This window comes from Pseudobutyrivibrio ruminis, from assembly GCF_015057245.1.
Lineage (GTDB): Bacteria > Bacillota > Clostridia > Lachnospirales > Lachnospiraceae > Pseudobutyrivibrio > Pseudobutyrivibrio ruminis_E.
The window spans coordinates 349,111-373,071 of sequence record NZ_SVET01000001.1 but is presented as its reverse complement, the minus strand read 5'-3'; the positions used below and the strand labels follow the sequence as shown (position 1 = coordinate 373,071).

Annotated in this window: 18 protein-coding genes and 1 riboswitch; of the genes, 14 read left to right on the top strand and 4 right to left on the bottom strand. The window is 39.5% G+C overall.

Annotation, left to right across the window (positions count from 1 at the left end; translation table 11 throughout):
• Positions 1-702 precede the first annotated feature (702 nt).
• From E7274_RS01775 to E7274_RS01760, 4 genes are read right to left on the bottom strand one after another with little or no spacing between them, the layout of a single operon-like run.
• A complete protein-coding gene (locus E7274_RS01775; RefSeq protein ID WP_304173215.1) occupies positions 703-1,509 on the bottom strand; it encodes an ABC transporter ATP-binding protein in 807 nt (268 codons plus the stop codon).
• Positions 1,509-2,501 carry a FecCD family ABC transporter permease gene (locus E7274_RS01770; protein WP_304173212.1) on the bottom strand — a complete coding sequence of 331 codons (993 nt, stop codon included), beginning with the start codon at positions 2,499-2,501 and terminating at the stop codon, positions 1,509-1,511. The genes E7274_RS01775 and E7274_RS01770 overlap by 1 nt, the downstream gene beginning before the upstream one ends.
• Positions 2,498-3,496, bottom strand: a complete 999-nt coding sequence (locus E7274_RS01765; protein ID WP_304173210.1) for a FecCD family ABC transporter permease — start codon at positions 3,494-3,496, stop codon at positions 2,498-2,500. Before E7274_RS01765 ends, E7274_RS01770 begins: the two co-directional genes overlap by 4 nt.
• Positions 3,489-4,547 carry an iron-siderophore ABC transporter substrate-binding protein gene (locus tag E7274_RS01760; protein WP_304173208.1) on the bottom strand — a complete coding sequence of 353 codons (1,059 nt, stop codon included), beginning with the start codon at positions 4,545-4,547 and terminating at the stop codon, positions 3,489-3,491. The genes E7274_RS01765 and E7274_RS01760 overlap by 8 nt, the downstream gene beginning before the upstream one ends.
• Before the next feature lie 207 nt (positions 4,548-4,754).
• Between E7274_RS01760 and argS the strand changes: the two genes are divergently transcribed.
• The 14 genes from argS to E7274_RS01690 all read left to right on the top strand — a co-directional run bounded on the left by argS (position 4,755) and on the right by E7274_RS01690 (position 23,953).
• Positions 4,755-6,515: an arginine--tRNA ligase gene (gene argS, locus E7274_RS01755; RefSeq protein ID WP_304173206.1), complete on the top strand. Its 1,761-nt coding sequence runs from the start codon at positions 4,755-4,757 to the stop codon at positions 6,513-6,515.
• Positions 6,515-7,849 carry an RsmB/NOP family class I SAM-dependent RNA methyltransferase gene (locus E7274_RS01750; protein WP_304173204.1) on the top strand — a complete coding sequence of 445 codons (1,335 nt, stop codon included), beginning with the start codon at positions 6,515-6,517 and terminating at the stop codon, positions 7,847-7,849. The genes argS and E7274_RS01750 overlap by 1 nt, the downstream gene beginning before the upstream one ends.
• Positions 7,839-8,705, top strand: a complete 867-nt coding sequence (locus E7274_RS01745; RefSeq protein ID WP_074789312.1) for a YitT family protein — start codon at positions 7,839-7,841, stop codon at positions 8,703-8,705. Before E7274_RS01750 ends, E7274_RS01745 begins: the two co-directional genes overlap by 11 nt.
• Positions 8,705-11,269 carry a translation factor GTPase family protein gene (locus E7274_RS01740; protein ID WP_304173202.1) on the top strand — a complete coding sequence of 855 codons (2,565 nt, stop codon included), beginning with the start codon at positions 8,705-8,707 and terminating at the stop codon, positions 11,267-11,269. The genes E7274_RS01745 and E7274_RS01740 overlap by 1 nt, the downstream gene beginning before the upstream one ends.
• A 111-nt stretch (positions 11,270-11,380) precedes the next feature.
• Complete coding sequence (locus E7274_RS01735; protein WP_304173200.1) at positions 11,381-13,540, top strand: EAL domain-containing protein; 2,160 nt, start codon at positions 11,381-11,383, stop codon at positions 13,538-13,540.
• Between the two features lie 50 nt (positions 13,541-13,590).
• Positions 13,591-13,776, top strand: a riboswitch (cobalamin riboswitch).
• 156 nt (positions 13,777-13,932) lie between these two features.
• The gene (locus E7274_RS01730) at positions 13,933-15,528 is read left to right on the top strand and encodes a sirohydrochlorin cobaltochelatase (RefSeq protein WP_330598800.1); all 1,596 of its coding nucleotides are present in this window, start codon (positions 13,933-13,935) and stop codon (positions 15,526-15,528) included.
• Between the two features lie 6 nt (positions 15,529-15,534).
• Complete coding sequence (locus E7274_RS01725) at positions 15,535-17,067, top strand: ABC transporter substrate-binding protein (RefSeq protein WP_304173198.1); 1,533 nt, start codon at positions 15,535-15,537, stop codon at positions 17,065-17,067.
• 2 nt (positions 17,068-17,069) lie between these two features.
• The gene (locus E7274_RS01720) at positions 17,070-18,086 is read left to right on the top strand and encodes a FecCD family ABC transporter permease (protein ID WP_304173196.1); all 1,017 of its coding nucleotides are present in this window, start codon (positions 17,070-17,072) and stop codon (positions 18,084-18,086) included.
• Positions 18,079-18,882 (top strand): ABC transporter ATP-binding protein, encoded by an 804-nt coding sequence (locus E7274_RS01715; protein ID WP_304173194.1) that lies wholly within the window; start codon positions 18,079-18,081, stop codon positions 18,880-18,882. The genes E7274_RS01720 and E7274_RS01715 overlap by 8 nt, the downstream gene beginning before the upstream one ends.
• On the top strand, positions 18,870-20,411 hold the full coding sequence (locus E7274_RS01710) for a cobyric acid synthase (RefSeq protein ID WP_304173192.1): 1,542 nt from the start codon (positions 18,870-18,872) through the stop codon (positions 20,409-20,411). Before E7274_RS01715 ends, E7274_RS01710 begins: the two co-directional genes overlap by 13 nt.
• Positions 20,412-20,424: 13 nt before the next feature.
• Positions 20,425-21,057 (top strand): precorrin-8X methylmutase, encoded by a 633-nt coding sequence (locus tag E7274_RS01705; protein WP_304173190.1) that lies wholly within the window; start codon positions 20,425-20,427, stop codon positions 21,055-21,057.
• 16 nt (positions 21,058-21,073) lie between these two features.
• Positions 21,074-22,192, top strand: a complete 1,119-nt coding sequence (gene cbiD / locus E7274_RS01700; protein WP_304173188.1) for a cobalt-precorrin-5B (C(1))-methyltransferase CbiD — start codon at positions 21,074-21,076, stop codon at positions 22,190-22,192.
• Positions 22,189-22,947 carry a precorrin-4 C(11)-methyltransferase gene (gene cobM, locus E7274_RS01695; RefSeq protein WP_074789285.1) on the top strand — a complete coding sequence of 253 codons (759 nt, stop codon included), beginning with the start codon at positions 22,189-22,191 and terminating at the stop codon, positions 22,945-22,947. The genes cbiD and cobM overlap by 4 nt, the downstream gene beginning before the upstream one ends.
• A gap of 1 nt (position 22,948) precedes the next feature.
• Positions 22,949-23,953, top strand: coding sequence for a cobalt-precorrin 5A hydrolase (locus tag E7274_RS01690; RefSeq protein WP_304173186.1), 1,005 nt, complete (start codon positions 22,949-22,951; stop codon positions 23,951-23,953).
• Positions 23,954-23,961: the final 8 nt, after the last annotated feature.

Here is a 23,961-nt window from a genome sequence, read left to right as displayed (position 1 = left end):
GCCCCGCAAACCTACTATTTACACATTTTTATAGTTTTTGTGTAGGGTCTGCCCCCTTTAGATTTGCCCTGGCCCGCCCCGCCCTCAGCGCTGCTGCCATCACTACAGGGGTATCATTGGAGCAGATTTTTGGATTACCTTAATGTGTAAAGTCGCCCATATGTAGGTGTACTTACGAAGCTTTTACTATTCGAAGGTAATGTATGGGTGGGACGGACAATGTAGTTTATATAATCATCTAGTCTTAACTAGACTTTGTATTATTACTTTTGCCACTCCGCTCACTAAGAAAAAATAAAAAACAGGTTTTGTATATATAAGCACCGCCCTTAAACTCAGTCCATTTCGTTGTCGGGCTTTCGGCGCCGTCCATGGCGCCTCATGCTTATCTATTACAAAACCTGTTTTCCTTTTTCTAAGCTCGCTCCAAGGCAAATAGTAATTAATACAAAGCTAGATTAAGACTGATGATTACTTAGTGTAGTGTTTGTCCGTCTCCACCCATACATTACCGATAGAATTGTAAAACTTTGTAAGAACACCTACTAATAAATATGGGCGACTACACATTTAGATAATCCAAAATCTGTGACGTACCCCTGTAGTGATGGCAGCAGCGCTGCGGGCGGGGCGGGCCGGGACAGGGGTAGCTTAGAGGGGCAGACCCTACTACTATGTACGGTAAATGTGTAAATAGTAGGTTTAGAATCTCTGTAGGTTGTCGTGGGCGCTTATTGGGATTACGAAGGGGCTTAGGGACATTGGGTCTTCGATTATCACGCTGTCGATACCGTATATTTGTTTGACGGAATCGGTGGTGATGATTTCGTTTGGGGTGCCCTCGGCTAATAGCTTTCCGTTTTTCATTGCGAAAATGTAGTCGGCGTATTTTGAGGAAAGGTTTATGTCGTGGAGAACCATTACGATGGTGGTTTTCTTTGTGCGGTTAAGGTCCTTTAGGAGGTCCAGGATTTCTATTTGGTAGGCGATATCCAGGTATGTGGTAGGTTCGTCTAGAAATAGAATGTCGGTTTGCTGGGCTAGGGCAAGGGCGATAAATACGCGCTGGCGCTGACCTCCGGAAAGCTCGTCTACAGTACGGTCTGCAAGCTCTGTGATTTTCATGGCAGCCATGGCTTCGTCGATAGCTTCGTAGTCTTCGCATGTAAGTGGTGCCATGAACTTGCGATGAGGATAGCGACCTCTTGATACAAGCTCTGCAACCTTAATGCCTTCTGGGGCTATAAGAGACTGAGGGAGGAGTCCGATTGTTTTGGCTATGTCTTTGGTTTTTATGCACAGAAGAGAGGTATCGTTTAATGTGACACTTCCACTGTTTGGTATTAAGAGTCTACAGAAAGTCTTTAAAAGAGTTGATTTTCCGCTGCCGTTTGATCCGAGGATAACGCTTATTTTGTTTTCTGGAATATGGATGCTGACATCGTTTAGAATGTTGCCATTTCCATATCCAACCTTTATATTGTTGGCTTTTAATGTGTTGTGTTCCATTAAATATTTCCTTTCCTATTCTGAGAAATAAGTAAATATATTAGGTATGGTGCACCTAGAATGCCGGTGATTACACCAACGGGATATCGCGTGTTTAGCATGTTTTGTCCTATAAAATCACCGCCTAGTACCAGTATTGCGCCTATAAGTCCTGAGGACAGAATATTAGACTGGTTTCTACCACATACTTTTGCTGCTATAGGTCCTGACAAAAATGCAATTGAGGCGATAGGACCAGAAATGGATGTGGCAAAAGCAATTAATAGTACGGAACATATTATTAATGTTGTGCGCACTAAATTGATACGTACACCGAGGATAATTGCTACTTGGTCACCTAACGCCAGTGACTGCATGCCGTGGCGAAGAGCTATTATTGATAGAAGACAAACTACAACTACTATAAATAATAGTGGAAGAGAGTCCGTTACTATTCCGTTGAGATTTCCTGTCATCCATCTCATTGCTGTTGGTACATCGTATTCGGCAGCTTTCATTACCATCCAATTAACTATGGCTGTAAAAAAGGCTTGAAATCCTATTCCTACAAGAACAAGTCTGCTAGTTGAAAAGCTTCCTACATAAGAGATTTTGTAAATCAATATGGCCACTAATATTCCCGCAAATACTGAAATGATAGAAACGATATTTCTATTTAAATTAAGGAAAAGAATGCAGTATACTGCGGCGGCTGTGGAACCTGATGAAACTCCGATGATATCTGGGCTTGCCAATGGATTGTTTAATAGAGTTTGGAATATATTCCCTGCAACGCCAAAAGCAATTCCGCAAAGTATAGCGGTAATTGTTCTAGGTAATCTCAGTTTTGCAATAATATATGAACCTTCATCACTGAGTCCAAGGATAGTTTTTATTACCTGATCTATAGAATAATTCTTTTCACCAATGGATAGATTACAAAAGGCTAGTACCAATGTAATGGCAAATAGAATACAAAGGATAAATATGTATTTTCTTCGTCGCTTTATCATAGACTTTGTACCTTAGCCTTTCTGATTATAAAGATGAAAACAGGGGCTCCAATTAATGCAGTCATAATTCCTGATTCTAGTTCTCCTGGGCGACCTAGGATTCTGCCAAGCACATCTGAAATGATAAGAACAGAGCTTCCGTAAATGCCACTGCATATAATTAGTGGGATATGATTGCTGCCTACCACCATACGAATAAAATGAGGAACCATTAAACCAATGAAGCTTATTGGACCTGCTAATGCTGTGGTGGTTGCGCATAAAAGGACACCGCAAATAGCAGCAATGGCTCTTGTTCGATTTACATTCAGACCTAGAGCGATAGCTGTTTCCTCTGATAAAAGAAGAGTATTTAGATTTCCTGATATACACAAGCTAACAACTATTGCAAGAATAGTAATAGGTAGAATCAGCTTGATGTCGTCGTAATTTGTTCCACCTATACTTCCGATTTGCCAAAATCTGTATGTAGTCATAACGCTGGAATCTGGCATAACTATCAAACTTATGATGGATGATAGAGCGATGCTAGTAGCTGAGCCGGATATTGCAAGCTTTATAGGGGTTGGTCCGCCATAGCCTACAGAAGCAAGCTTGTAAACTATAAGGGCTGTAAGCATTGCGCCAGCAAAGGAAAGACCGATATAGGAAATCTTTGACTGGATGTTAAAAAAGGCGATGCCTGCAACTATAAATAAAGAAGCACCTGCATTTACGCCTAAAATACTAGGGTCTGCTATAGGATTTCTTGTAATAGATTGCATTAGAACACCAGAAATGCTTAAAGAAGCTCCGGCAATAATTCCAAATATAGTTCTAGGAATCCTTGTTTGAACAATATTTACTTCGTACACATCGGTATTGCGTCCTATCATTGCATCCAAAACATGGGATAAACCTACGGACTTAGTGCCGTAGGTTATAGAAAGTGCTATTGCAATAAATAGGATTACAATACCTAAAATAGTTATTGATATAGCTTTATTTTTATTCATTAATATTATTTGCAGCCTCACTTAATAATGAAAGATAGTCATCAATTGCATAAGGGATAGAAAGGATTGATGGAGTAGTTGCTGCTGCAAGAGCACTGTTTGAATCAAGTAATACAACAGCTCCATTTTTTACTGCTGGAATCTGACTCATAAGAGCGTCAGCCTGCATTGCCTCAAGAAGACCTTCATCACCGTAAACAATCATGATGTCTACATCGTTTAATAAATCACAGTTCTCACGAGAGATAGTTACTGAAAAATCCTCGCTTGTCTCTGCAAGAGAAAGAATACTTTCAGGAGTTTCAAAGCCCAAGTCATTAAGATAAGAGGCTCTAGGATCATTTGGAAGATAAGCGTAGAATGTGCTCATGTCATCCTGTGAAACCCAGAAGAAACCTGCTGTTTTGCCTTCGAGCTCTGGATACTGCTGAAGCTTTTCAGAGATTAATGCATCAGTTTCTTCTACAAGCTTTTCGCCTTCAGCCTTCATACCGATAGCTGTTGCATTTACGATAGTCTGATCTCTCCAGTTTGTTTTCCATGCAGTTTCAATATAAGGAACTACAGGGGCAATCTCAGAAAGAAGATTGTATTCCTCCTCAGTAAAGCCTGAGTAAGAAGCAATGATTACATCTGGCTCTGCAGCTGCAATAGCTTCATAATCCCAGCCTGTTTCATCATCAAATACGTTAGGATTTGTTTCACCTAATTCAGCGAATGCCTCGTCTGTCCAAAGGTGAAGCTTGTTGTCTGTCATAAGACCGTAGTTCGCTGCAGAAACACCAACTGGAACAACCCCGAGAGCTAGAATTGCATCCTGATTAGCCCAAGAAAGTGTAACGACTCTTTCTGGCTTTGATTCGATAGTAGTTTCTCCGAATGCATGCTCAATTGTGATTGGAAATGCTGAATCGTCCCCAGTAACTTCAGTGTTTGCTGAGTCAGCAGAACCTGTATCTGAAGTTGTAGCTGTATCGGCGCTGCTACATCCTACTAGAGCAGTGCTAAATACAGAAACAGCTGCTATAATTGATAATAATTTTTTTCTCATAATAAAAAATCCTCCTGTTGTAAATTGAGAAAGGTTAGCAAAAGCTAACTGCGCACTACTATATCATGCTTGAATTAGTTGCGTCAAACTATAATTTGATGTTGATAATATTTATCAGTTGATACTAATTTCTCATTTAATTGTATGCGTAAATAGTTTGTGGTATAATTGAACACCGCAAGATTAAGATTATATACGGAGGACGAGATGAAAGAGATTCTTGGACAAATAAAAGAAGTCGTCATCGCTGGCTTTAAAGCAGCTGGTTACGATGAAAAATATGCAATGGTAACACTTTCAAACAGACCTGACCTTTGCCAGTTTCAGTGTAATGGTGCAATGGCAGCAGCTAAGGAGTACAAAAAAGCTCCTATTGCAATCGCTAATGAAGTAGTTGAGAAGTTAGCTGACAATGCAATGTTTTCTAAGTGCGAGGCATGTCCTCCAGGATTTATAAATATGAACCTTTCTGATGAGTTTATTGCTGCATTTGTTAGTGGCATGGCATCAGATACAGAGCGTTTTGGTGTTGATAAGGTAGCTACACCAAAGAAGGTTATGATTGATTACGGCGGACCAAACGTTGCTAAGCCACTTCACGTTGGTCATCTTCGTTCAGCAATCATCGGTGAGTCTATTAAGCGTACAGCTCGTTTCATGGGCGATGAAGTTTACGGTGATGTTCATCTTGGAGACTGGGGTCTTCAGATGGGACTTATCATTACAGAATTAAAGCTTCGTAAGCCAGAGCTTGTATACTTTGATGAAAGCTTTGAGGGAGAATACCCAACAGAAGCTCCTTTCACTATTTCAGAGCTTGAGGAGATTTATCCATGTGCATCTGGAAAGTCAAAGGAAGATCCTGCTTATAAGGAAGCTGCTATGACAGCTACATACGAGCTTCAGCACGGAAGAAGAGGCTATCAGGCACTTCTTTCTCATATTCTTAATGTTTCAGTTACAGACCTTAAGAGAAACTACGAAAAGCTCGATGTTACATTTGACCTTTGGAAGGGCGAAAGCGATGCACAGCCATACATCCCAGATATGGTTCAGAAGATGAAGGATGATGGTTTTGCATACATTTCTGAAGGCGCATTAGTAGTAGACGTCAAAGAAGAAACAGATACAAAAGAGGTTCCACCATGTATGATTCTTAAATCAGATGGTGCATCTCTCTACAATACAACAGACCTTGCAACAATGGTATGGCGTATGAAGGACTACAATCCAGATTCAATCATCTATGTAGTAGATAAGCGTCAGGAGCTCTACTTCACACAGGTATTCCGTTGCGCAAAGAAGACAGGCATTGTTCCAGCTGATAAAAACTTATATTTCGTAGGTTTTGGTACAATGAATGGCAAGGACGGTAAGCCATTTAAGACACGTCAGGGTGGAGTTATGAGACTTGAGTATCTCCTTCAGGAAGTAGAAGATAAGATGCTTGAGAAGATCAAAGAGAATGGTACAATGGATGATGAACAGGCAGCAAAGACAGCATCAGTTGTTGCACTTTCTGCTGTTAAATATGGTGACCTTTCAAACCAGGCTTCAAAGGATTACATCTTTGATATAGACAGATTCACATCTGCTGAGGGTAACACAGGCCCATATATCCTTTACACAATCGTTCGTTGCAAGTCTATTCTTGCTAAGGCTGGAGTAGACAGCGTTGATGGCGATATCTTGCCAGCACACTCAGAGTCAGAAAGAGGATTACAGCTTGAGCTTACAAAGTTCATGGCGGCTCTTACATCTGCTTATGAGGACATGGCACCACACAAGATTTGTGCATACATCTATGATTTAGCTAATGCATTCAATAGATTCTATCACGATACAAAGATTTTAGCTGAGGAGGATGCAGCTGTTAAGGCTAGCTATCTCAAGCTTCTCATGCTTACAAGAGGAGTTCTTGAGAAGTCAATCGATCTTCTTGGCTTCAAAGCACCGGAGCGTATGTAATGTCTGATCAAACATTTTTACCAATTGATTTCGTTAATCGCATGGAGCAGGACTTAGGTCCTGACTTCCATGCGTTTTTACGTTCTTATGATGAGAACAAAATATCAGCCCTTAGATTTAATCCAATAAAGGCAGACGATGCAGCAAAGACTACAATTAGTCATATGCTGACAGGCTCAGTAGATTGGAGCCCGAATGGATACTATTACGATGAGGATCAAAGACCAGGTCTTCATCCTTATCATAGTGCTGGAGTTTACTATATTCAGGATGCTTCTGCACAGCTTCCAGTAGAGATGCTTTCGCCAAATCCAGGGGATTTCTGCCTGGATTTGTGTGCTGCGCCTGGTGGTAAATCTACCCAGATTGCAGGATATCTCGACGGACAGGGGATTCTTGTTTCCAACGAGCCTATGAAAAATCGTGCAAAGATTCTTTCAGAAAACGTTGAGCGTCTCGGCATTAAAAATTGCATTGTAACATCGGAATATCCAGACAAGCTGGCAGAGCGTTTTGTGGAATACTTCGACAAGATTATGGTGGATGCGCCTTGTTCCGGAGAGGGCATGTTTAGAAAGAATCATGATGCTTGTAGCGAATGGTCGCTTGAGTCTGTTGAAATGTGTGCTGCAAGACAGGCAGAGATTCTAGATAGAGCGTACGAGATGCTTATCCCTGGTGGAAGGATGTGCTATAGCACATGTACTTTTGCCAGATTAGAGGATGAAGAAGCTGTTGCGGCTTTCATTTCAAGACATTCAGATATGAAGCTAATCAAGGAACAGCGTTTGTGGCCACATCAGGTAAAGGGAGAGGGGCATTATGCAGCCTTACTTGAAAAGGCAGATGCTGATAATCGATATGAAGAATGTAAAGATAACAGAGAAACCTATTCCTTAAAGAAAATTAATGATAAAATATTAAATGACTATTTAATATTCATTAAAGAGACTATGACAAATCCAAAGGAGTGGAGAGGCAACCTGCTATTACTTAACGACTTGCTTTATATGTTGCCTGAGGACTGTCCGGATTTTGATGGTCTTCATGTATTAAGAGGAGGCTTGTTCTTAGGTACATTAAAAAAGAACCGCTTCGAGCCAAGCCATGCTCTGGCTTTGGCACTTAAGCCATCAGAGGTGACTAACAGTCATAACTTATCATCAGATAGTGCCGAAATTGATGCATATCTTACAGGTCAATCTATCAGATGTGATGTAAAGGATGGATGGACTCTTATTACAGTTGATGGATATTCAATTGGGTGGGGAAAGGCTGTAAAAGGCCAAATCAAAAATCATTATCCGAAAGGACTTCGTAGGTATGATACATAAAATATACATGCACAAACAGGATATTTATGAGTATGTAATGTTTACAATAGCAGCTGCTGTTATGGTTATTGGAATTTACTTTTTTAAATTCCCAAATCATTTTTCATTTGGTGGTGTCAGCGGTATTTCTATTGTGCTGGCTGCACTATTGCCACATACTCCAGGAAATATCAACCTGGTTATTAATATCTTTTTGTTAGTGCTTGGATTCTTTGTTTTCGGAAAAGAATTTGGAATCAAAACAACATACATCACTTTGCTTGTTTCTATAGGACCAAGCCTTCTTGAAAAGATTCATCCAATGGATGGCCCACTTACTGACGAGCCAGTATTGGAGCTTATGTTTGCAATTGCTTTGCCTGCCTTTGCATCTGCAATTTTCTTTAATTTAGGTGCATCTTCTGGTGGAACAGATATTGTTGCAATGATTCTTAAAAAATATACAAGTATTAATATAGGCACGGCATTGTTCTTATCAGATGTATTTATTGTTATTTGTGCTTGTTTCGTATTTAATATTCAAACAGGTTTATTTTCATGTGTAGGTTTATTAGCTAAGTCTTTAGTTGTTGATGAAACAATCGAAAATATTAACCTGGTAAAATACTTTACAATCATTTGTTCAAATCCAGATCCAATTGTAAAATACATTACAGAGGAGCTAGGAAAGGGCGCTACCATTTACAAGGCGGAGGGCGCTTATGGCCATCAGGAAAAGACTATCATTCTAACTATTCTTAAAAGACAGCAGGCTGTTGATCTTAAGAACTACATTAGAAGAAATCATCCTGGTGCATTTATTGCAATTACAAATAGTAGCGAGATTATAGGTAAAGGCTTTAGAGGGTATAACTAATGAATACAACATGGGGAATACTTGCACATGTTGATGCAGGTAAGACAACATTATCGGAGGCGGTTCTTTACAACGCAGGAGTTTTGGCGTCCACCGGTCGAGTAGACAAGGGGGACGCCTTTTTAGATACTGATCAGCAGGAGAAGAATAGAGGGATAACTATCTTTTCGAAGCCTGCTGTTTTTGACGTGGAAGGGGGAAGTATTACACTTCTTGATACTCCAGGTCACGTGGATTTTGCAACTGAAACTGAGCGTGCTATTTGGGCTCTGGATTTTGCAATTCTTCTTGTAAGCGGCACCGATGGTGTTCAGGCACATACAAAGACTCTTTTTGACTTGCTTTCTAAAAACAAAGTACCAACTATCATTTTTATTAATAAGATGGATATGCCTTCTGTGGCGGCAGATTCTCTACTTCCTAATCTCAAAGAAAAGCTTAGTGGCAACTGCGTTCTTCTTTCAAATCACGAGGATATTGCTGCAGAAGATGAAGAGGCAATGGAGGAGTTTTTTGAGACAGGTAAGCTTTCCGATTATCGTATTTACGATATGATTATTTCAAGGAAAATCTTTCCTGTATTAACTGGATCAGCCCTTAAGGATTCAGGCGTGAAAGAGCTTCTCGACTCTATGAAAAAGTTAAGCAACTATTCCGGTAAGAAGAAAGAAAAGGGAACTGAGTTTGGTGCAAGAATTTATAAAATCGAAAGTCTGGCACGAGATTCAAGACTTACCTTTACAAAGATTACCGCAGGTAGCTTAAAGGTAAAGGATACACTTCCAAATGGCGAGAAAGTAGATCAGATAAGACTTTATTCTGGAGCTAAATATACTCAAATAGATGAGGCAAAGGCCGGTGATGTTGTTGCACTAATCGGTCCTAAAGCTACATTTGCCGGTGAAGGTATGGGAGTGGAGAATAACAGGCCAGAGCTAACTTTAAATCCTGTTCTAAAATATACTCTTAATTTTAAAGACGATACTGTGCCTCGTCTTGCATATCCAAAGCTTAGTGCATTTAACGATGAGGACCCATCTCTCAATGTTAGCTGGAATGATAAGCTTGAGGAAATAACCTTCAATTTGATGGGTGAAGTTCAAACGGAAATAATACTTAATCGAATTGAAAACGAGCTAGGAATAAAAGCAGAGTTTGTAGAATCAGGCGTTTTATACAAAGAGACTATTGCAGACAAGGTTGAAGGTGTAGGACATTTCGAGCCACTTCGTCATTATGCAGAGGCTCATATTTTGATGGAGCCTTTAGAGCCAGGTAGTGGTATACAGGTGGACACTGATGTTTCTACTGATGATTTGGCTCTTAATTGGCAAAGACTTATAACTACACATATTCTTGAAAAGGAGCACCTTGGAGTTGCCATTGGTGCGCCTCTTACAGATATAAAGTTTACTGTTATTGGCGGAAGAGCCCATATCAAACATACTGAAGGTGGAGATTTCAGAGAGGCTACCTATCGAGCTATCAGACAAGGACTAATGGAGGTAGGGACAACAATCCTGGAGCCATATTTCAATTTCGAAATTTCCGTTCCTTCAGAACAAATCGGAAGAGTGATGACTGATGTGGAAAATATGAAGGGTTCCTTTGAAGTGCCGGAGGATAATGGAGGCCTTAGCATTATCAGAGGATATGCTCCTGCAGCTGCAATCAGAAATTATCAGTCTGTTCTTGTGACATTTACAAAAGGCCAAGGCCAAATTAACCTTACATTTGCTGGTTATTCAGAATGCAAAAATCCAGATGAGGTAATGGAAGCTTACGGATATGATCCAGATGCTGATATTGATAATCCTGCTTCTTCTGTATTTTGTTCCCATGGTGCAGCGGAAGTTGTTCCATGGTACCAGGTTAAGGATAGGTGTCATGTGCCTTGCAGACAGGATAAATCAAATACAGCCATGGATAATGATATTCCTATTAATGCCAAGCGTATGAATCACAGCGAAGATGAATGGCTTGATCCAGATGAGATAGACAAAATCCTTCAGCTTGCTACACATAGTAATCAAGGAAAAAATCCTAAAAAGGGATGGCATTATGGAGAAAGCATAAGACCAAGAAGAGTAGATTCTGACTATGTATATAAAGCTCCAAAGGAGGTAAAGGCAAAGGATAAATATCTACTTGTGGATGGATATAATCTTATCTACGCTTGGCCTGAATTAAAGGAAGTTCTGGAAGAAAATCTGGATGGTGCCAGAGGAAAGCTACTAGATATTCTTAGCAATTATAAAGCCATGACAGACTACAATGTGATTGCTGTTTTTGATGCATATAGAGTGAAAGGCCATGAGGTCACAGCATCTGATTATTTAAATATACATCAGGTGTTTACAGCAGAGGCCCAGACTGCCGATGCATACATAGAGCGATTCACCCACGAGCATGGTAAAAAATACGATATCACCGTTGTAACTTCAGATGGCTTAGAGCAGGTGATTATCAGAGGAGCCGGGGCAAGGTTGATATCTTCTAGAGAGTTTATAGAAGAGGTGGAGAGAAAGGCCAAAGAACTTCGAGAAAACTACAACATAAAATAATAGTTTACAAGAGGAAAATAATGAATTTTTAACAATTAATTCATATTAATTATTTATAATCGATGTATTGATGAGGCATAAGTAACCATACTATCAGTTGGAGGGTGAAAAATGACTAGATATCAGTTTCAGGATACAGAGAGAAATGCACTTGAGAAACTTAATATTCCTCTTGTAATCTACCAGCTTATAGATAAAAGAGTTGTAACTATTCTTGTTACAGATGGAATGTGTAAGCTTATGGGAGATTCCCGAGAAAATATTGCCAAGTTATTCGACGAAGATATGTATCGGGATACACATCCAGATGATAAGGCAAGGGTTGCAGATGCCGCATTGAAATTCGCTTTAGGCGGAGATAATTTCGATTGTGTTTACAGAACACTTTCACATATCATTAATGACTATGTAATTATACATTCTCATGGTGAACATTTCATTACAGAGGATGGGACTATGCTTTCCAGTACCATATATATGGTGGAAGGCATGGGCGAAGATTTTGATAATCCCCTTACAGAAAAACTGGCTTCTAATTTCAGAGACATGATGTCAAAGGAAAGTCTGATAAGAGATAATTTTTATGATACTCTTACAGGCTTACCAAACATGTCATATTTTCTTGCTTTGGCAGATGCAGGTAAGCAGGCGATATATGATGAGGGTAAAACTCCTGGTATAGTTTTCTTTGACTTCACCGGTATGAAATACTTCAATGAAAAATTTGGCCTCAAGGAAGGGGACAATCTACTTATTGCATTTGGAGATATTTTAAGAAAGTATTTTTCAAATGAAAATTGTGGAAGAATGGGGTCTGACCATTTTGCTGTGTTTACACAGATGGAAGAAATTGAAGCTACACTTCAGAACATTTTCAAAGATATGAAGCGCGCAAATGATGGTAAAACTTTGCCGATTCATGTAGGTGTATACTCCATGGCATTTGAGGATGTTCCAGCCAGCAGTGCCTGCGATAGAGCAAAGATTGTTAGTGACAAGGAAAAGGGCGCTTACCTTTCCAAGTATGCTTTTTACGATGAGAATACACATGTTGTTGCTACTCACTATGAATATGTAATTAATACATTTGAAAAAGCAATCAGAGAAGGTTGGATTCAGCCTTACTATCAGCAGATTATGAGATCTGTAAATGGCAGAGTCTGTGATGAGGAAGCATTGGCACGCTGGATTGATCCAGCAAGAGGAATTATTCCACCTAATCATTTTATTTATGTTCTGGAAGATGCAAAGCTTATTCATAAACTTGATTTATATATATTGGAATGCGTATTACGAGATTTGGAAGAAGTGGTTAAGAAGGGATTTCAGATTGTTCCTGTTTCTATCAATCTTTCGAAATACGATTTCGAATTATGCGATATTGTAGAGGAAATAAAAAAGCGAGTAGAGGCCTCAACAATCTCTTCTGAGATGATTACCATAGAAATTACAGAGAGCGTCTCTACATTGGACGAGGAATTCGTTTCTGAACAGATTAGAAGATTTCACGATGCAGGCTTTAAGGTTTGGATGGATGATTTCGGTAGCGGATATTCATCCTTAAATATTTTGCAAAAATTTGATTTTGATTTAATCAAGCTAGATATGCGCTTTATGCGTGAGTTTGGTATGTCCAAGAAAAATCATATCATAGTAAAAGAGCTTATACAAATGATTACAAAGCTGGGAATTGATACAATTGTAGAAGGTGTCGAGACAATAGAGCAGGTTAAATTTTTGCGAGAAGTTGGGTGTAGCAAAATGCAGGGATTTTACTTTGCAAAGCCTATCCCACTTGATGAATGGTATACAATTTATGGTGCCAAAGTTGGTAATGTTATAGAGGCTTTAGAAGAAAGCGAATATTATACAACCGTTGGCAAAATCAATATTATAGAACCAATAGTAAATAATGATTATAATTGGGATGCTAATGAATTCTTTGGACAGATTCCTACTGGTGTTTTAGAAATTCGGGATGATAGCTCATACATTCTTAGATACAATCGTAATTTCGCAAAGTTCCTTATGAAGATGGGATATCTGGATGAAGTAGATTTGGGAAATGCCATGATTCAACAGAAAAAGGAGCCTATAAAGGAATTCATGGAAGCGGTGGATAAATGTAATGATATCGACAAGTGGGTTCACGTAGAGAATATGCAGGAACAGGATTATTACACTAGCTTCTTTATTAGGAAAATAGCTGTTAACCCAATTCATGGATATAAGGCCTACGAAGTGGCTATTTTATCAATTGCAGAGGATTGATAGTGGTTTGACACTTCATTATAAATGTGGTATTTTCTTTAAGAAATTTATATCGTTCATAGGATTTAGGTGCCCATAGTATTTATGTATGTATGGGTGAAAAGGGAATCTGGTGAGAATCCAGAGCGAAGCCGTCACTGTGTTAGGGAGCTCGCTTTCATATCACTGAGTATTCTTGGGAAGAGAAAGCGTGCGATGATCGAAGTCAGGAGACCTGCCTATTTCTTGTAATTATGATTTGCGGGACTCGAATCATTATTCGCATGAATCTTGGAGGCTAATTGCCTCATGTTTTTGTGTTTTGATTGATTAGAGACTGCCTTTGGCAGTCTTTTTCTTTTCGTGAATTCTTTTGCAAATTTTTAATTTGAACGATTTTATAGGAGGAAATCATGAAAAAGAGAAGTTTACAGATTTTAGCACTTTTCATGTCAGCAGCATTTGTATTTGCTGCTTGCGGTAAGTCTGCAGATGTGACTGAGACTACAGAGGAAAGTGTAGAGACAGAGGAGATTGATGATCAGGTGGCAGCAGATAATGTAGCAGCACTTATTGATGCAATCTATGTTCAGGAGAGAACAGATGAGACAGATGCTCAGTGTACAGCTGCAAAGGAAGCATGGGATGCTCTTACAGATGCTCAGAAGGAGCTTGTAGAAGGTGAATATGCAGATCCAGATTATTTCGGAAGAGATACAGGTGATGCTTCTAAGGATGATCCTTTAAACCAGGATGATATTGGTGAGAATGAAATCCTTGTTGTAAGTTTCGGTACTTCATTTAACGATAGTCGTGTTGCTGACATTGGCGGAGTTGAAAAGGCAATTGCGGCAGCATATCCTGATTGGTCAGTAAGACGTGCATTTACAGCACAGATTATTATCAACCACATTCAGGCTCGTGATAATGAAAAGATTGATAATGTAGAACAGGCTCTTGATAGAGCAGTTGCAAATGGTGTTAAGAACCTTGTTGTTCAACCAACACATTTGATGCACGGCGCTGAGTATGATGAATTGACAGCAGCAGTTGAAGAATATGCTGATAAGTTTGAATCTGTAAAGATTGCTGAGCCACTTCTTGGTGAAGTAGGAGCAGATGCTACAGAAGTAAATGCTGATAAGGAAACAGTTGCAAAGGCTATTACAGCAGAGGCAGTTGCTGATGGTGGTTTCGAAAGCAGAGAAGCAGCAGCTGAAGATGGTGTTGCATTTGTATTCATGGGACACGGTACAAGCCACACTGCAAAGGTTACTTACAGTCAGATGCAGACACAGATGGATGAGCTTGGTTATGATAACGTATTTATCGGTACTGTAGAGGGTGAGCCAGAAGAGACTTCTTGCGAGAATATCATCGCTGCAGTTAAGGAAGCTGGTTATACAAAGGTTGTTCTTCGTCCACTTATGGTTGTTGCAGGTGACCATGCAAACAACGATATGGCTGGTGATGAAGAAGATTCATGGAAGTCAATGTTTGAGGCAGATGGTTCATTTGAATCTGTAGAGTGCCAGATTGCAGGCCTTGGTGAAATTGCAGATGTTCAGGCTATCTACGTTCAGCACACATCTGATGCAACAGGCGTAGAGCCAGTAGAGTCTGCACATACAGACGAGCTTAAGGAAGGCGAGACATATCTTGCTGACTTTACAACAGACAGCAGCATGTTTCATGTAAATGAAGCTGAAAACGGCAAGGGCGAGCTTACAGTTAAGAATGGTAAGAGGTCTATTCACGTATCATTAGTTTCAAAGAAAATTGTTAACCTTTATCTTGGAACAGCTGCAGATGCAGAAAATGACGAAGCTAACTGGCTTCAGCCAACAGAGGATGAGGTAACATACTCAGATGGAACAACAGAAACTGTATATGGCTTTGACATTCCTGTTGAAGCATTAGATAAGGAATTTGATTTAGCATTATTAGGAGAAAGTGGAAGCTGGTATGACCATAAGGTTTCAGTTTCAAATCCTGAATTAGCAGAATAGTAATTTATGAAAAAGAAATTCATTTTTGCTGCAGCGCTGGCTATTAATTTAACAGCCTGCAGCTTTTTTAATAGTAACGAAATAGAAAATACAACAGATGAGATTACAGATGGTGAGTATAGCTGTAATGTTACTCTTACAGGTGGTAGCGGAAAGGCTACAGTAGAATCACCAGCCACAGTTGTGGTGGAGGGAGAGGAAAAGACTGTTAAGCTTGTATGGTCAAGCTCTCACTATGATTACATGGTGGTTGATGATGTCAAATACGATAATGAGGCAGCGGTAGATGAGAACTCCGTATTTACGATACCATTTTCGGAATTTGATGAGCCTTTTATTGTAATTGGTGACACTACAGCTATGAGCACTCCTCATGAGATAGAGTATGAGCTGACGGTATATGCTCCTGGCGAAAATGGGGACGACGAAGCCAAAGAATCTACAGATACAAAAGCAGATTCAGATGATACTTATAGTTTGGGCAACCTAAAATATAAAGAATCATTGGATCTTGATTACGCCAAGGATTTTACAGTTGATTATTATATCGATGATAACAATGGAGAGTATGCATTCATAACAATTACAGGGGCAAGTGTTAATCAGTATTTCCTAAGACCATTACAGGATTCTGAAGCTGAGATTACAGGATTATCGGATAACATCCAGGTTCTTTCTGATATTGATAAAACATATCTTGTTTCCACATCAGTAATGGATTTGATAGTTAATACAGATAGCCTTGGTAGCATTAAGTATTCTGGCACTGATTCAAAGGATTGGTGCATAGATGAGGCTGCGTCTGCTATTAAAGCAGGTGATATTTTATATGCAGGAAAGTATTCCGCTCCTGATTATGAGTTGCTTGTATCAGATGGATGCAATTTTGCTATAGAAAACACCATGATATACCACAATCCGGAAGTGAAGGAAAAGCTTGAAAGCCTTGGAATACCAGTTATGGTTGAGACTTCAAGCTATGAGACATCACCATTGGGAAGACTTGAGTGGATTAAGCTTTATGGCGTGCTGTATGGCAAGCTTGATGTTGCAACAGAAGTATTCGATGCTCAGGTAGCTAGAACAAAAGCTGTTATGGATATGGAAGAGTCTGGACTTACAGTTGCATTCTTTTCTGTAAATTCCAATGGTCAGATTACAGTTAGAAAAAATGGTGACTATATTTCTTCTATGATAGATATGGCAGGGGCTACTTATGTACCGGAGAATCTTTCTAATTCAGAAGACGCCTTATCTACAATGAAGATTTCAATGGAAGATTTTTATATTGGAGCAGTAGACGCTGATGTTCTTATTTATAACAGCACTATTGAAGGGGAGCTTGAAAGTGTAGAGGATTTAGTTGTATCCGCACCATCCCTGGCAGATTTTAAAGCTGTGAAGAATAAAAATGTTTATTGTTTAAGAGAAGGCTATTTCCAAAAGACCACAAGTGTGGCAGAATTTATAGAGGAACTGCATTTAATACTTACAGATTCCTACAAATCGGGAGAATGTTTTTACAAACTGAAGGAGTAGCTATGAACTCAGAGAAAAAGAGATTTACATGCCTTTTTATTTCAATGGCATTACTATTATTAATTTGCTTTATTTTTAGTCTTGGAGTTGGCAGTGCGGATATTACCGTTAGTGAGATTATCAAATCCCTGATATCTCCAGGCGATGTTCAGTTTGGAAAAATTATCATATCAATAAGACTTCCTAGAATTATTGCTGCATTAATTCTAGGGGGTGCACTTTCAGTATCTGGATATTTACTTCAGATTTTCTTTGGCAATCCTATTGCCGGTCCATATGTACTTGGAATTTCATCAGGAGCAAAGTTATTTGTTGCCATTTGTATGGTTGTTTTGGTTGGACAGGGAGTTTATATAAGCTCCCTTATTATGGTGGTTGCTGCATTCGTAGGCTCTATCATTGCAATGGGAATAGTAATGCTGTTGGCAGGCAAGGTTAGAAACATGTCACTGTTAGTGGTATGTGGAGTAATGATTGGATATATTTGCTCTGCGATAACAGAGTTTATCATTACATTTGCAAATGATTCCAACATCGTCAATCTGCACAACTGGTCACTTGGTAGCTTTTCAGGTATAAGCTGGGAACATGTAATTATATCTGCAATCATTGTTACAGTGACTTTAGTGCTTTCATTTGTTATGTCAAAGCCAATTGGGGCATATCAGCTTGGTGAAGCCTACGCCAGAAATATGGGCGTTAATATCAAATACCTTAGAGTTGTATTGATTTTACTTTCTAGTATTTTATCTGCAACCGTAACAGCATTTGCTGGACCTATTTCATTTGTGGGTATAGCAGTGCCTCATATTATGAGAGGGGCAATGAAGACAGCAAAGCCTTTAATTATGATTCCTGCATGCTTTATGGGAGGAGCCATAATTACTTTACTTTGCGATTGTATAGCACGTACTGCTTTTGCACCTACTGAGGTAAGTATCAGTGCAGTGACAGCCGTATTTCTTGCTCCAATTGTTATTTATATGTTGGTTGCCAGGAGGGCTCTAAGCCGTGGATAAAAAACTTAGTACGATAGCCCTTGAAGTGGGATATAAAAAAGGACAGCCTGTTGTAAAGCAGGTTTCTTTTGATGTAAAGGCTGGGGAGATAATAGCGGTAGTTGGAGCAAACGGAGCAGGCAAATCAACAATACTAAAAACAATCACAAGACAGCTTAATAAGCTTGATGGAAATATTCGCATTTGCGATATGGATGATTCTGAGATTAACGAGGAAGCTATGGCAAAAAAGGTTTCTATGGTTACGACAGAACGAATTCATCCAGAGCTTATGACCTGCTACGATGTGGTGGCTACAGGTCGCTATCCATATACAGGTAGACTGGGAATTCTCAGTGACGATGATAGAGAAGCTATCGCATATGCCATAGATTTAGTTGGTGCTGGTACCATAGTAAATGAAGATTTTTCTAAAGTCAGTGATGGTCAACGACAGCGAGTAATGCTTGCAAGAGCAATATGTCAGGATACGGATATTATGATTCTAGATGAGCCTACATCCTTTTTGGATATTCAGTTTAAGCTCGATATTCTATCTATTATTAGAAGGCTTGCTAAGGAGCAGAATAAAGCAGTCGTAATGTCCATCCATGAACTGGAATTTGTACCGGCAATAGCAGATGCGGTAATTGGTATATACGATAATAGTGTTTATAAAATAGGTTCGCCTAAGGAGATTCTCACAGGAGAAAATCTTGAAGTTATGTATCATATGGCATCAGGCGAAGGAAAGATTATGGCAGAAGGCTTGTGGCAGTATGCCCAGGCCCTTGAGAGGTTGATATGTCAAAAGTAATAATGGTCCAGGGGACTATGTCAAATGTAGGTAAAAGCTTGTTAGTAGGAGGACTATGTAGAGTCTTTGCACAGGACGGATTGAAGGTTGCTCCTTTTAAATCCCAGAACATGGCTCTCAATTCTTTTGTTACAGCTGATGGGTTGGAGCTTGGCAGAGCCCAGGCTATGCAGGCAGAATGTGCAGGGGTTGCTCATAGCGTATATATGAACCCTATACTGCTCAAGCCAACAAATGATGTAGGCTCACAGGTCATTGTAAATGGTGAGGTAGTTGGCAATATGAGTGCCAGAGACTACTTTGCATATAAAAAGCAGTTAGTGCCAGATATTATGACTGCCTACAATAAGCTTCAAGAATGGGCAGATGTTATTGTAATAGAAGGGGCAGGTAGCCCAGCAGAAATAAATCTGAAATCAGATGATATTGTGAATATGGGCATGGCAAAGCTTGTGGATGCACCAGTTATCCTTGTTGGGGATATAGATAGAGGTGGTGTATTTGCGCAGCTCCTTGGCACACTAGAGCTTTTGGAAGAGGATGAAAGGGCCAGAGTAAAGGGCCTTGTAATAAATAAGTTTAGAGGGGACAAGAGTCTACTGGATTCAGGAATCACTATGATAGAAGATATGGGAAAAGTGCCGGTAGTAGGTACAGTTCCATATGTTCATCTTATGATAGATGATGAGGATAGCCTTAGCGAGAGGCTTGATAATAAATGGGATAGCAGCTCGGAGTCTTTAATAGACATAGCGGTTATTCGACTTCCTAGAATTTCAAATTTCACAGATGTAGCTCCATTTGAAAGTATTAATGGTGTAAAGGTTAGGTTTGTAAATAATCCTAGAGAGATAGAAGGGGCGGATTTAGTTATTATCCCTGGTAGCAAGAATACCATTTCTGATATGAAGTGGATGAGAGAATCGGGAATGGAAGCTGCAATTAATCAATTCTCTGTAAATGGTCCAGTTGTTGGAATATGCGGTGGCTTCCAAATGATGGGAAATACCATATTGGATCCAGAGGGCGTGGAGAACGAATCAGAGGATGGACTTGCTCTTTCTTCTATCAGAGGATTAGGTCTACTTCCACTGATAACAACATTACAGTCATCTAAGCATCGCAGTCAAACAGAGGATTGCTTCGATGACCTTACAGGCATCTATGAATCATTATCAGGTGAGGAGTTCATAGGCTATGAGATTCACAATGGTATAACAAACATAGATTATGATGCTATAGAAGATACTTTTTCTAAGGAAGAGTCTCCTGATTTGGTAGAGCGAGATGATGAGGGGAATATCATCCTTGTACAAAATGGCAACATCCTTGGAACCTACGTACATGGTATTTTCGATAATGGAGATTTGGCATACAGGCTGGTAGAGGCGCTTGCGTCAAAAAAGGGAGTTGCGATTAAGGCTCAGGATTATGATTTTAATGCAATAAAGGAAGCTGAGTACGATAAGCTTGCAGATGTTGTAAGAAATAATTTGGACATGGATTTTATATATAGTCTTATTAAGTAAAGCAGGTAAATAAATGGAGATAGAATACGTTTTACCAACGGAAATAGAAAAACGCAGTTTTGAAATAATAGGTAAAGAGTTGCAGGCTATGGGTATCACCTTAGATAAGGAGCAGGAACCTATCACAAAAAGAGTGATACATACTAGTGCAGACTTTGATTATGCCAATACTATGCGCTACTCAGAGGGCGCTATAGAAAAAGCAAAAGAGCTAATACGAAATGGTGCTCATATAGTTACAGACACCAATATGGCTTTGTCAGGTATTAATAAAAAACGTTTGGCAGAATATGGCGGGCTAATTCATTGCTTTATGGCAGATGAGGATGTGGCAAAGGAAGCAAAGGAACGTCAGGTTACCCGTGCCACTGTATCTATGGAACGAGCTGCCAGTTTAAATGTACCGGTAATATTTGCAATAGGCAATGCACCTACAGCATTAATATCTTTGTATGAGCAAATGACCGAAGGCAAATTCACTCCAGAGTTTGTAATAGGAGTGCCAGTAGGGTTCGTTAATGTGGTTGCAGCCAAAGAGCTATTCTTAAATTCAGATGTGCCATACATTATCAACGAAGGCAGAAAGGGCGGCAGCAACATAGCGGCTGCTATCGTAAATGCCATACTGTATAATTTAGATAAATAACAAATTGAGGTGAAGAATGAAAAAAGGCTTTACCACAGGAAGCTGTGCAGCTGCAGCAGCAAAGGCAGCTACATATATGCTTTTAACAGGAACTAAAAAAGAAAAAATCAGTATAGAGACTCCCGCAAAGATAATGTTTGATGCAGATATAGTAGACATTACTTTAAATGAGAATCAGGTGAGCTGCAGTGTTGTAAAGGATGGTGGAGATGATCCCGATGTTACAACAGGTAGTCATGTGGTTGCAGCAGTATCTATTGAGGATAAGGGAACGGAATGCAGTACTGATTCCAGCCTCTCTATCATTATTGATGGAGGCGTGGGGGTAGGAAGAGTTACCTTACCAGGGCTGGACCAACCGGTAGGCAATGCAGCAATCAACCATGTCCCAAGGGAAATGATAATAAAAGAAGTATCAGAGGTATGTAAGCTTCTAGACTTCAATGGATGTTTAAAGATAATAATATCGGTTCCAGAAGGAGAAGAGCTGGCAAGCAAGACCTTCAACCCAAGGCTTGGTATTGTTGGTGGAATATCCATACTTGGTACAACCGGCATAGTAGAGCCTATGAGTTCAAAGGCATTGATAGATACTATTAAGGTAGAGCTCAATCAAAAGAAGGCTCTTGGTATGAAAGATGCAATTGTAACCCCAGGCAACTATGGTCTAAAGTTTATGGCCGATAATTATGGGTATGATCTTGATAAAAGTGTAAAGTGTTCCAATTTTATTGGTGAGACTGTTGATATGGTTTGTGACCTGGGATTTGAAACAATGCTTATTACAGGACACATAGGTAAGCTTGTAAAGGTTGCAGGGGGAATAATGAATACCCATTCCCATGAGGCAGATTCGCGAATGGAAATTCTTGCCAGCTGTGCTATACGAGCAGGCGCGGATGCAGCAGTAGCTATCAAGATATTAGATTGCCTTAATACAGAAGAGGCATTACATGTAATAGAGAATGCAGGTCTTTTGAAGGAGACCATGGATATTGTACTTGAGAAGATTTTGTTCTATCTGAACTTTAGAGCACAAGGTCGTATAAAAATCCAATGTATTTTATATTCAAATGAGTTTGGCTTATTGGCAGAATCAGAAAGGGCCAAAGCTATATTAGAGGAGATTAGATGATTTATTTTGTTGGAGCAGGATGCGGTGCAGCAGACTTAATTACTGTAAGAGGTATGAACCTTTTAAAGAGTGCTGATGTTATCGTATATGCGGGATCACTTGTTAATCCACAGTTACTGGATTACGCTAGTGAGGACTGCCAAATATTTAATAGTGCCACCATGACATTAGATGAAGTTATGGATGTGATGGTAAAGGCCACAGAGGAAGGTAAAAACGTAGTTCGGCTTCACACTGGAGAGCCAAGCATCTATGGTGCCGTTCAGGAGCAGATGCATGTGCTGGATGAGAGAGGACTTGCCTATGAGAGCTGCCCAGGTGTTAGTGCATGCTTTGGTGCAGCAGCTAGTTTGAATCTTGAATATACACTTCCAGAGATTAGTCAGTCTCTTATTATTACAAGAATGGAAGGTAGGACTCCAGTTCCTAAAAAGGAATCAATCGAAAGCTTTGCGGCACATGGCGCATCAATGGCCATCTATCTTAGCAGTGGAATGATGGATGAGCTTTCAAAGCGTCTTATAGAGGGAGGGTACTCAAAGGATACACCTGCTGCCATAGTGTACAAGGCATCTTGGCCAGATGAAAAGAAATTCATTTGTACAGTAGGTACTTTAGCTGAAACAGCAGATGCAAATGGTATCAAAAATTTAGCAGTAGTTTTAGTAGGGGATGTTATTTCTAAATCCGGATATGCGTTATCAAAATTGTATTCAGCAGACTTCGAGACAGGGTTTAGAAAAGCAAGGAGTTAGGATGAGTATTAAGCTTATTGTTGGGGTTACCTATTTTACAAAAAACGGAAAAAGTACTTTTGAAAAGCTTAAGGCTGGCTGCAAGGATTTAATCATTGAAGAAAAGCCAGATGATATGGATTTATCAGTATGGACAAAGGAAGCCTTCGAGTGCCATACACCTCTCGTTTTTATATGTGCAACAGGTATAGCAGTTAGAACAATTGCTTCATATGTTACAAACAAGCTTTCCGACAGTCCGGTAATTGTTATTGATGAGCTTGGAAGAAATGTTATTCCTATTTTGTCGGGTCATTTTGGCATGGCAAATGATATAGCAGCTACCATTGCAGCAGCACTTGATGCTGGGCTTATTATTACAACGGCTACAGATATCAACAATCTGTTTGCAGTAGATGTATTTGCTAGAGACAATGGATTAAAGATAATAAATAAAGATGGAATAAAGGATATCTCTAAAAAGGTTTTAAACGGTGGAAAGATATCCATCAAAACAAAGATAGACAACAATATTGTAGGCCAGGTTCCTAAAGAGGTAGAAATAATAGAAAAGGGAAAGGCTGATGTGGTTATCTCAGATGAGGCAACTGCTGGCTTTACATTGATACCAAAGCGATTGGTTCTTGGCATGGGATGCAAAAAGGGGAAGAGCTTTAAAGAGCTTCTGACATATGTGACCTGCGAGTATTCAATCGAATATCTCAGAGAAAATCTCTATGCCATTTCCACCATCGATGTAAAGGAAAATGAAATTGGTTTGATAAAGCTTGCTCAGTTTTTTGGAGCTAAGTTTTTAACATACACATCAAAGGAGCTTGAACAGATAAATGGAGATTTCCCAGACTCAGAATTTGTAAAAGATACTGTTGGGGTTTCAAATGTTTGTGAGCGTGCAGCAGTGCTTGGGGCAGGGCTGACAAGTAGAGACTTAGTACTTGAAAAGAAAGCTGACAATGGTATTACTCTTGCAGCAGCAACTAGAAAGACAATAGACTTAAAGTTTTAATCAGGAGG

Coding starts and splice junctions, on each gene's coding strand:
- E7274_RS01760 (WP_304173208.1), bottom strand. CDS start 4,547: ATGAGAAAAAAATTATTATCAATTATAGCAGCTGTTTCTGTATTTAGC.
- cobM (WP_074789285.1), top strand. CDS start 22,189: ATGATTTATTTTGTTGGAGCAGGATGCGGTGCAGCAGACTTAATTACT.
- E7274_RS01775 (WP_304173215.1), bottom strand. CDS start 1,509: ATGGAACACAACACATTAAAAGCCAACAATATAAAGGTTGGATATGGA.
- E7274_RS01765 (WP_304173210.1), bottom strand. CDS start 3,496: ATGAATAAAAATAAAGCTATATCAATAACTATTTTAGGTATTGTAATC.
- cbiD (WP_304173188.1), top strand. CDS start 21,074: ATGAAAAAAGGCTTTACCACAGGAAGCTGTGCAGCTGCAGCAGCAAAG.
- E7274_RS01740 (WP_304173202.1), top strand. CDS start 8,705: ATGAATACAACATGGGGAATACTTGCACATGTTGATGCAGGTAAGACA.
- E7274_RS01690 (WP_304173186.1), top strand. CDS start 22,949: ATGAGTATTAAGCTTATTGTTGGGGTTACCTATTTTACAAAAAACGGA.
- E7274_RS01705 (WP_304173190.1), top strand. CDS start 20,425: ATGGAGATAGAATACGTTTTACCAACGGAAATAGAAAAACGCAGTTTT.
- E7274_RS01745 (WP_074789312.1), top strand. CDS start 7,839: ATGATACATAAAATATACATGCACAAACAGGATATTTATGAGTATGTA.
- E7274_RS01770 (WP_304173212.1), bottom strand. CDS start 2,501: ATGATAAAGCGACGAAGAAAATACATATTTATCCTTTGTATTCTATTT.
- E7274_RS01750 (WP_304173204.1), top strand. CDS start 6,515: ATGTCTGATCAAACATTTTTACCAATTGATTTCGTTAATCGCATGGAG.
- E7274_RS01725 (WP_304173198.1), top strand. CDS start 15,535: ATGAAAAAGAAATTCATTTTTGCTGCAGCGCTGGCTATTAATTTAACA.
- E7274_RS01710 (WP_304173192.1), top strand. CDS start 18,870: ATGTCAAAAGTAATAATGGTCCAGGGGACTATGTCAAATGTAGGTAAA.
- E7274_RS01735 (WP_304173200.1), top strand. CDS start 11,381: ATGACTAGATATCAGTTTCAGGATACAGAGAGAAATGCACTTGAGAAA.
- E7274_RS01730 (WP_330598800.1), top strand. CDS start 13,933: ATGAAAAAGAGAAGTTTACAGATTTTAGCACTTTTCATGTCAGCAGCA.
- E7274_RS01720 (WP_304173196.1), top strand. CDS start 17,070: ATGAACTCAGAGAAAAAGAGATTTACATGCCTTTTTATTTCAATGGCA.
- argS (WP_304173206.1), top strand. CDS start 4,755: ATGAAAGAGATTCTTGGACAAATAAAAGAAGTCGTCATCGCTGGCTTT.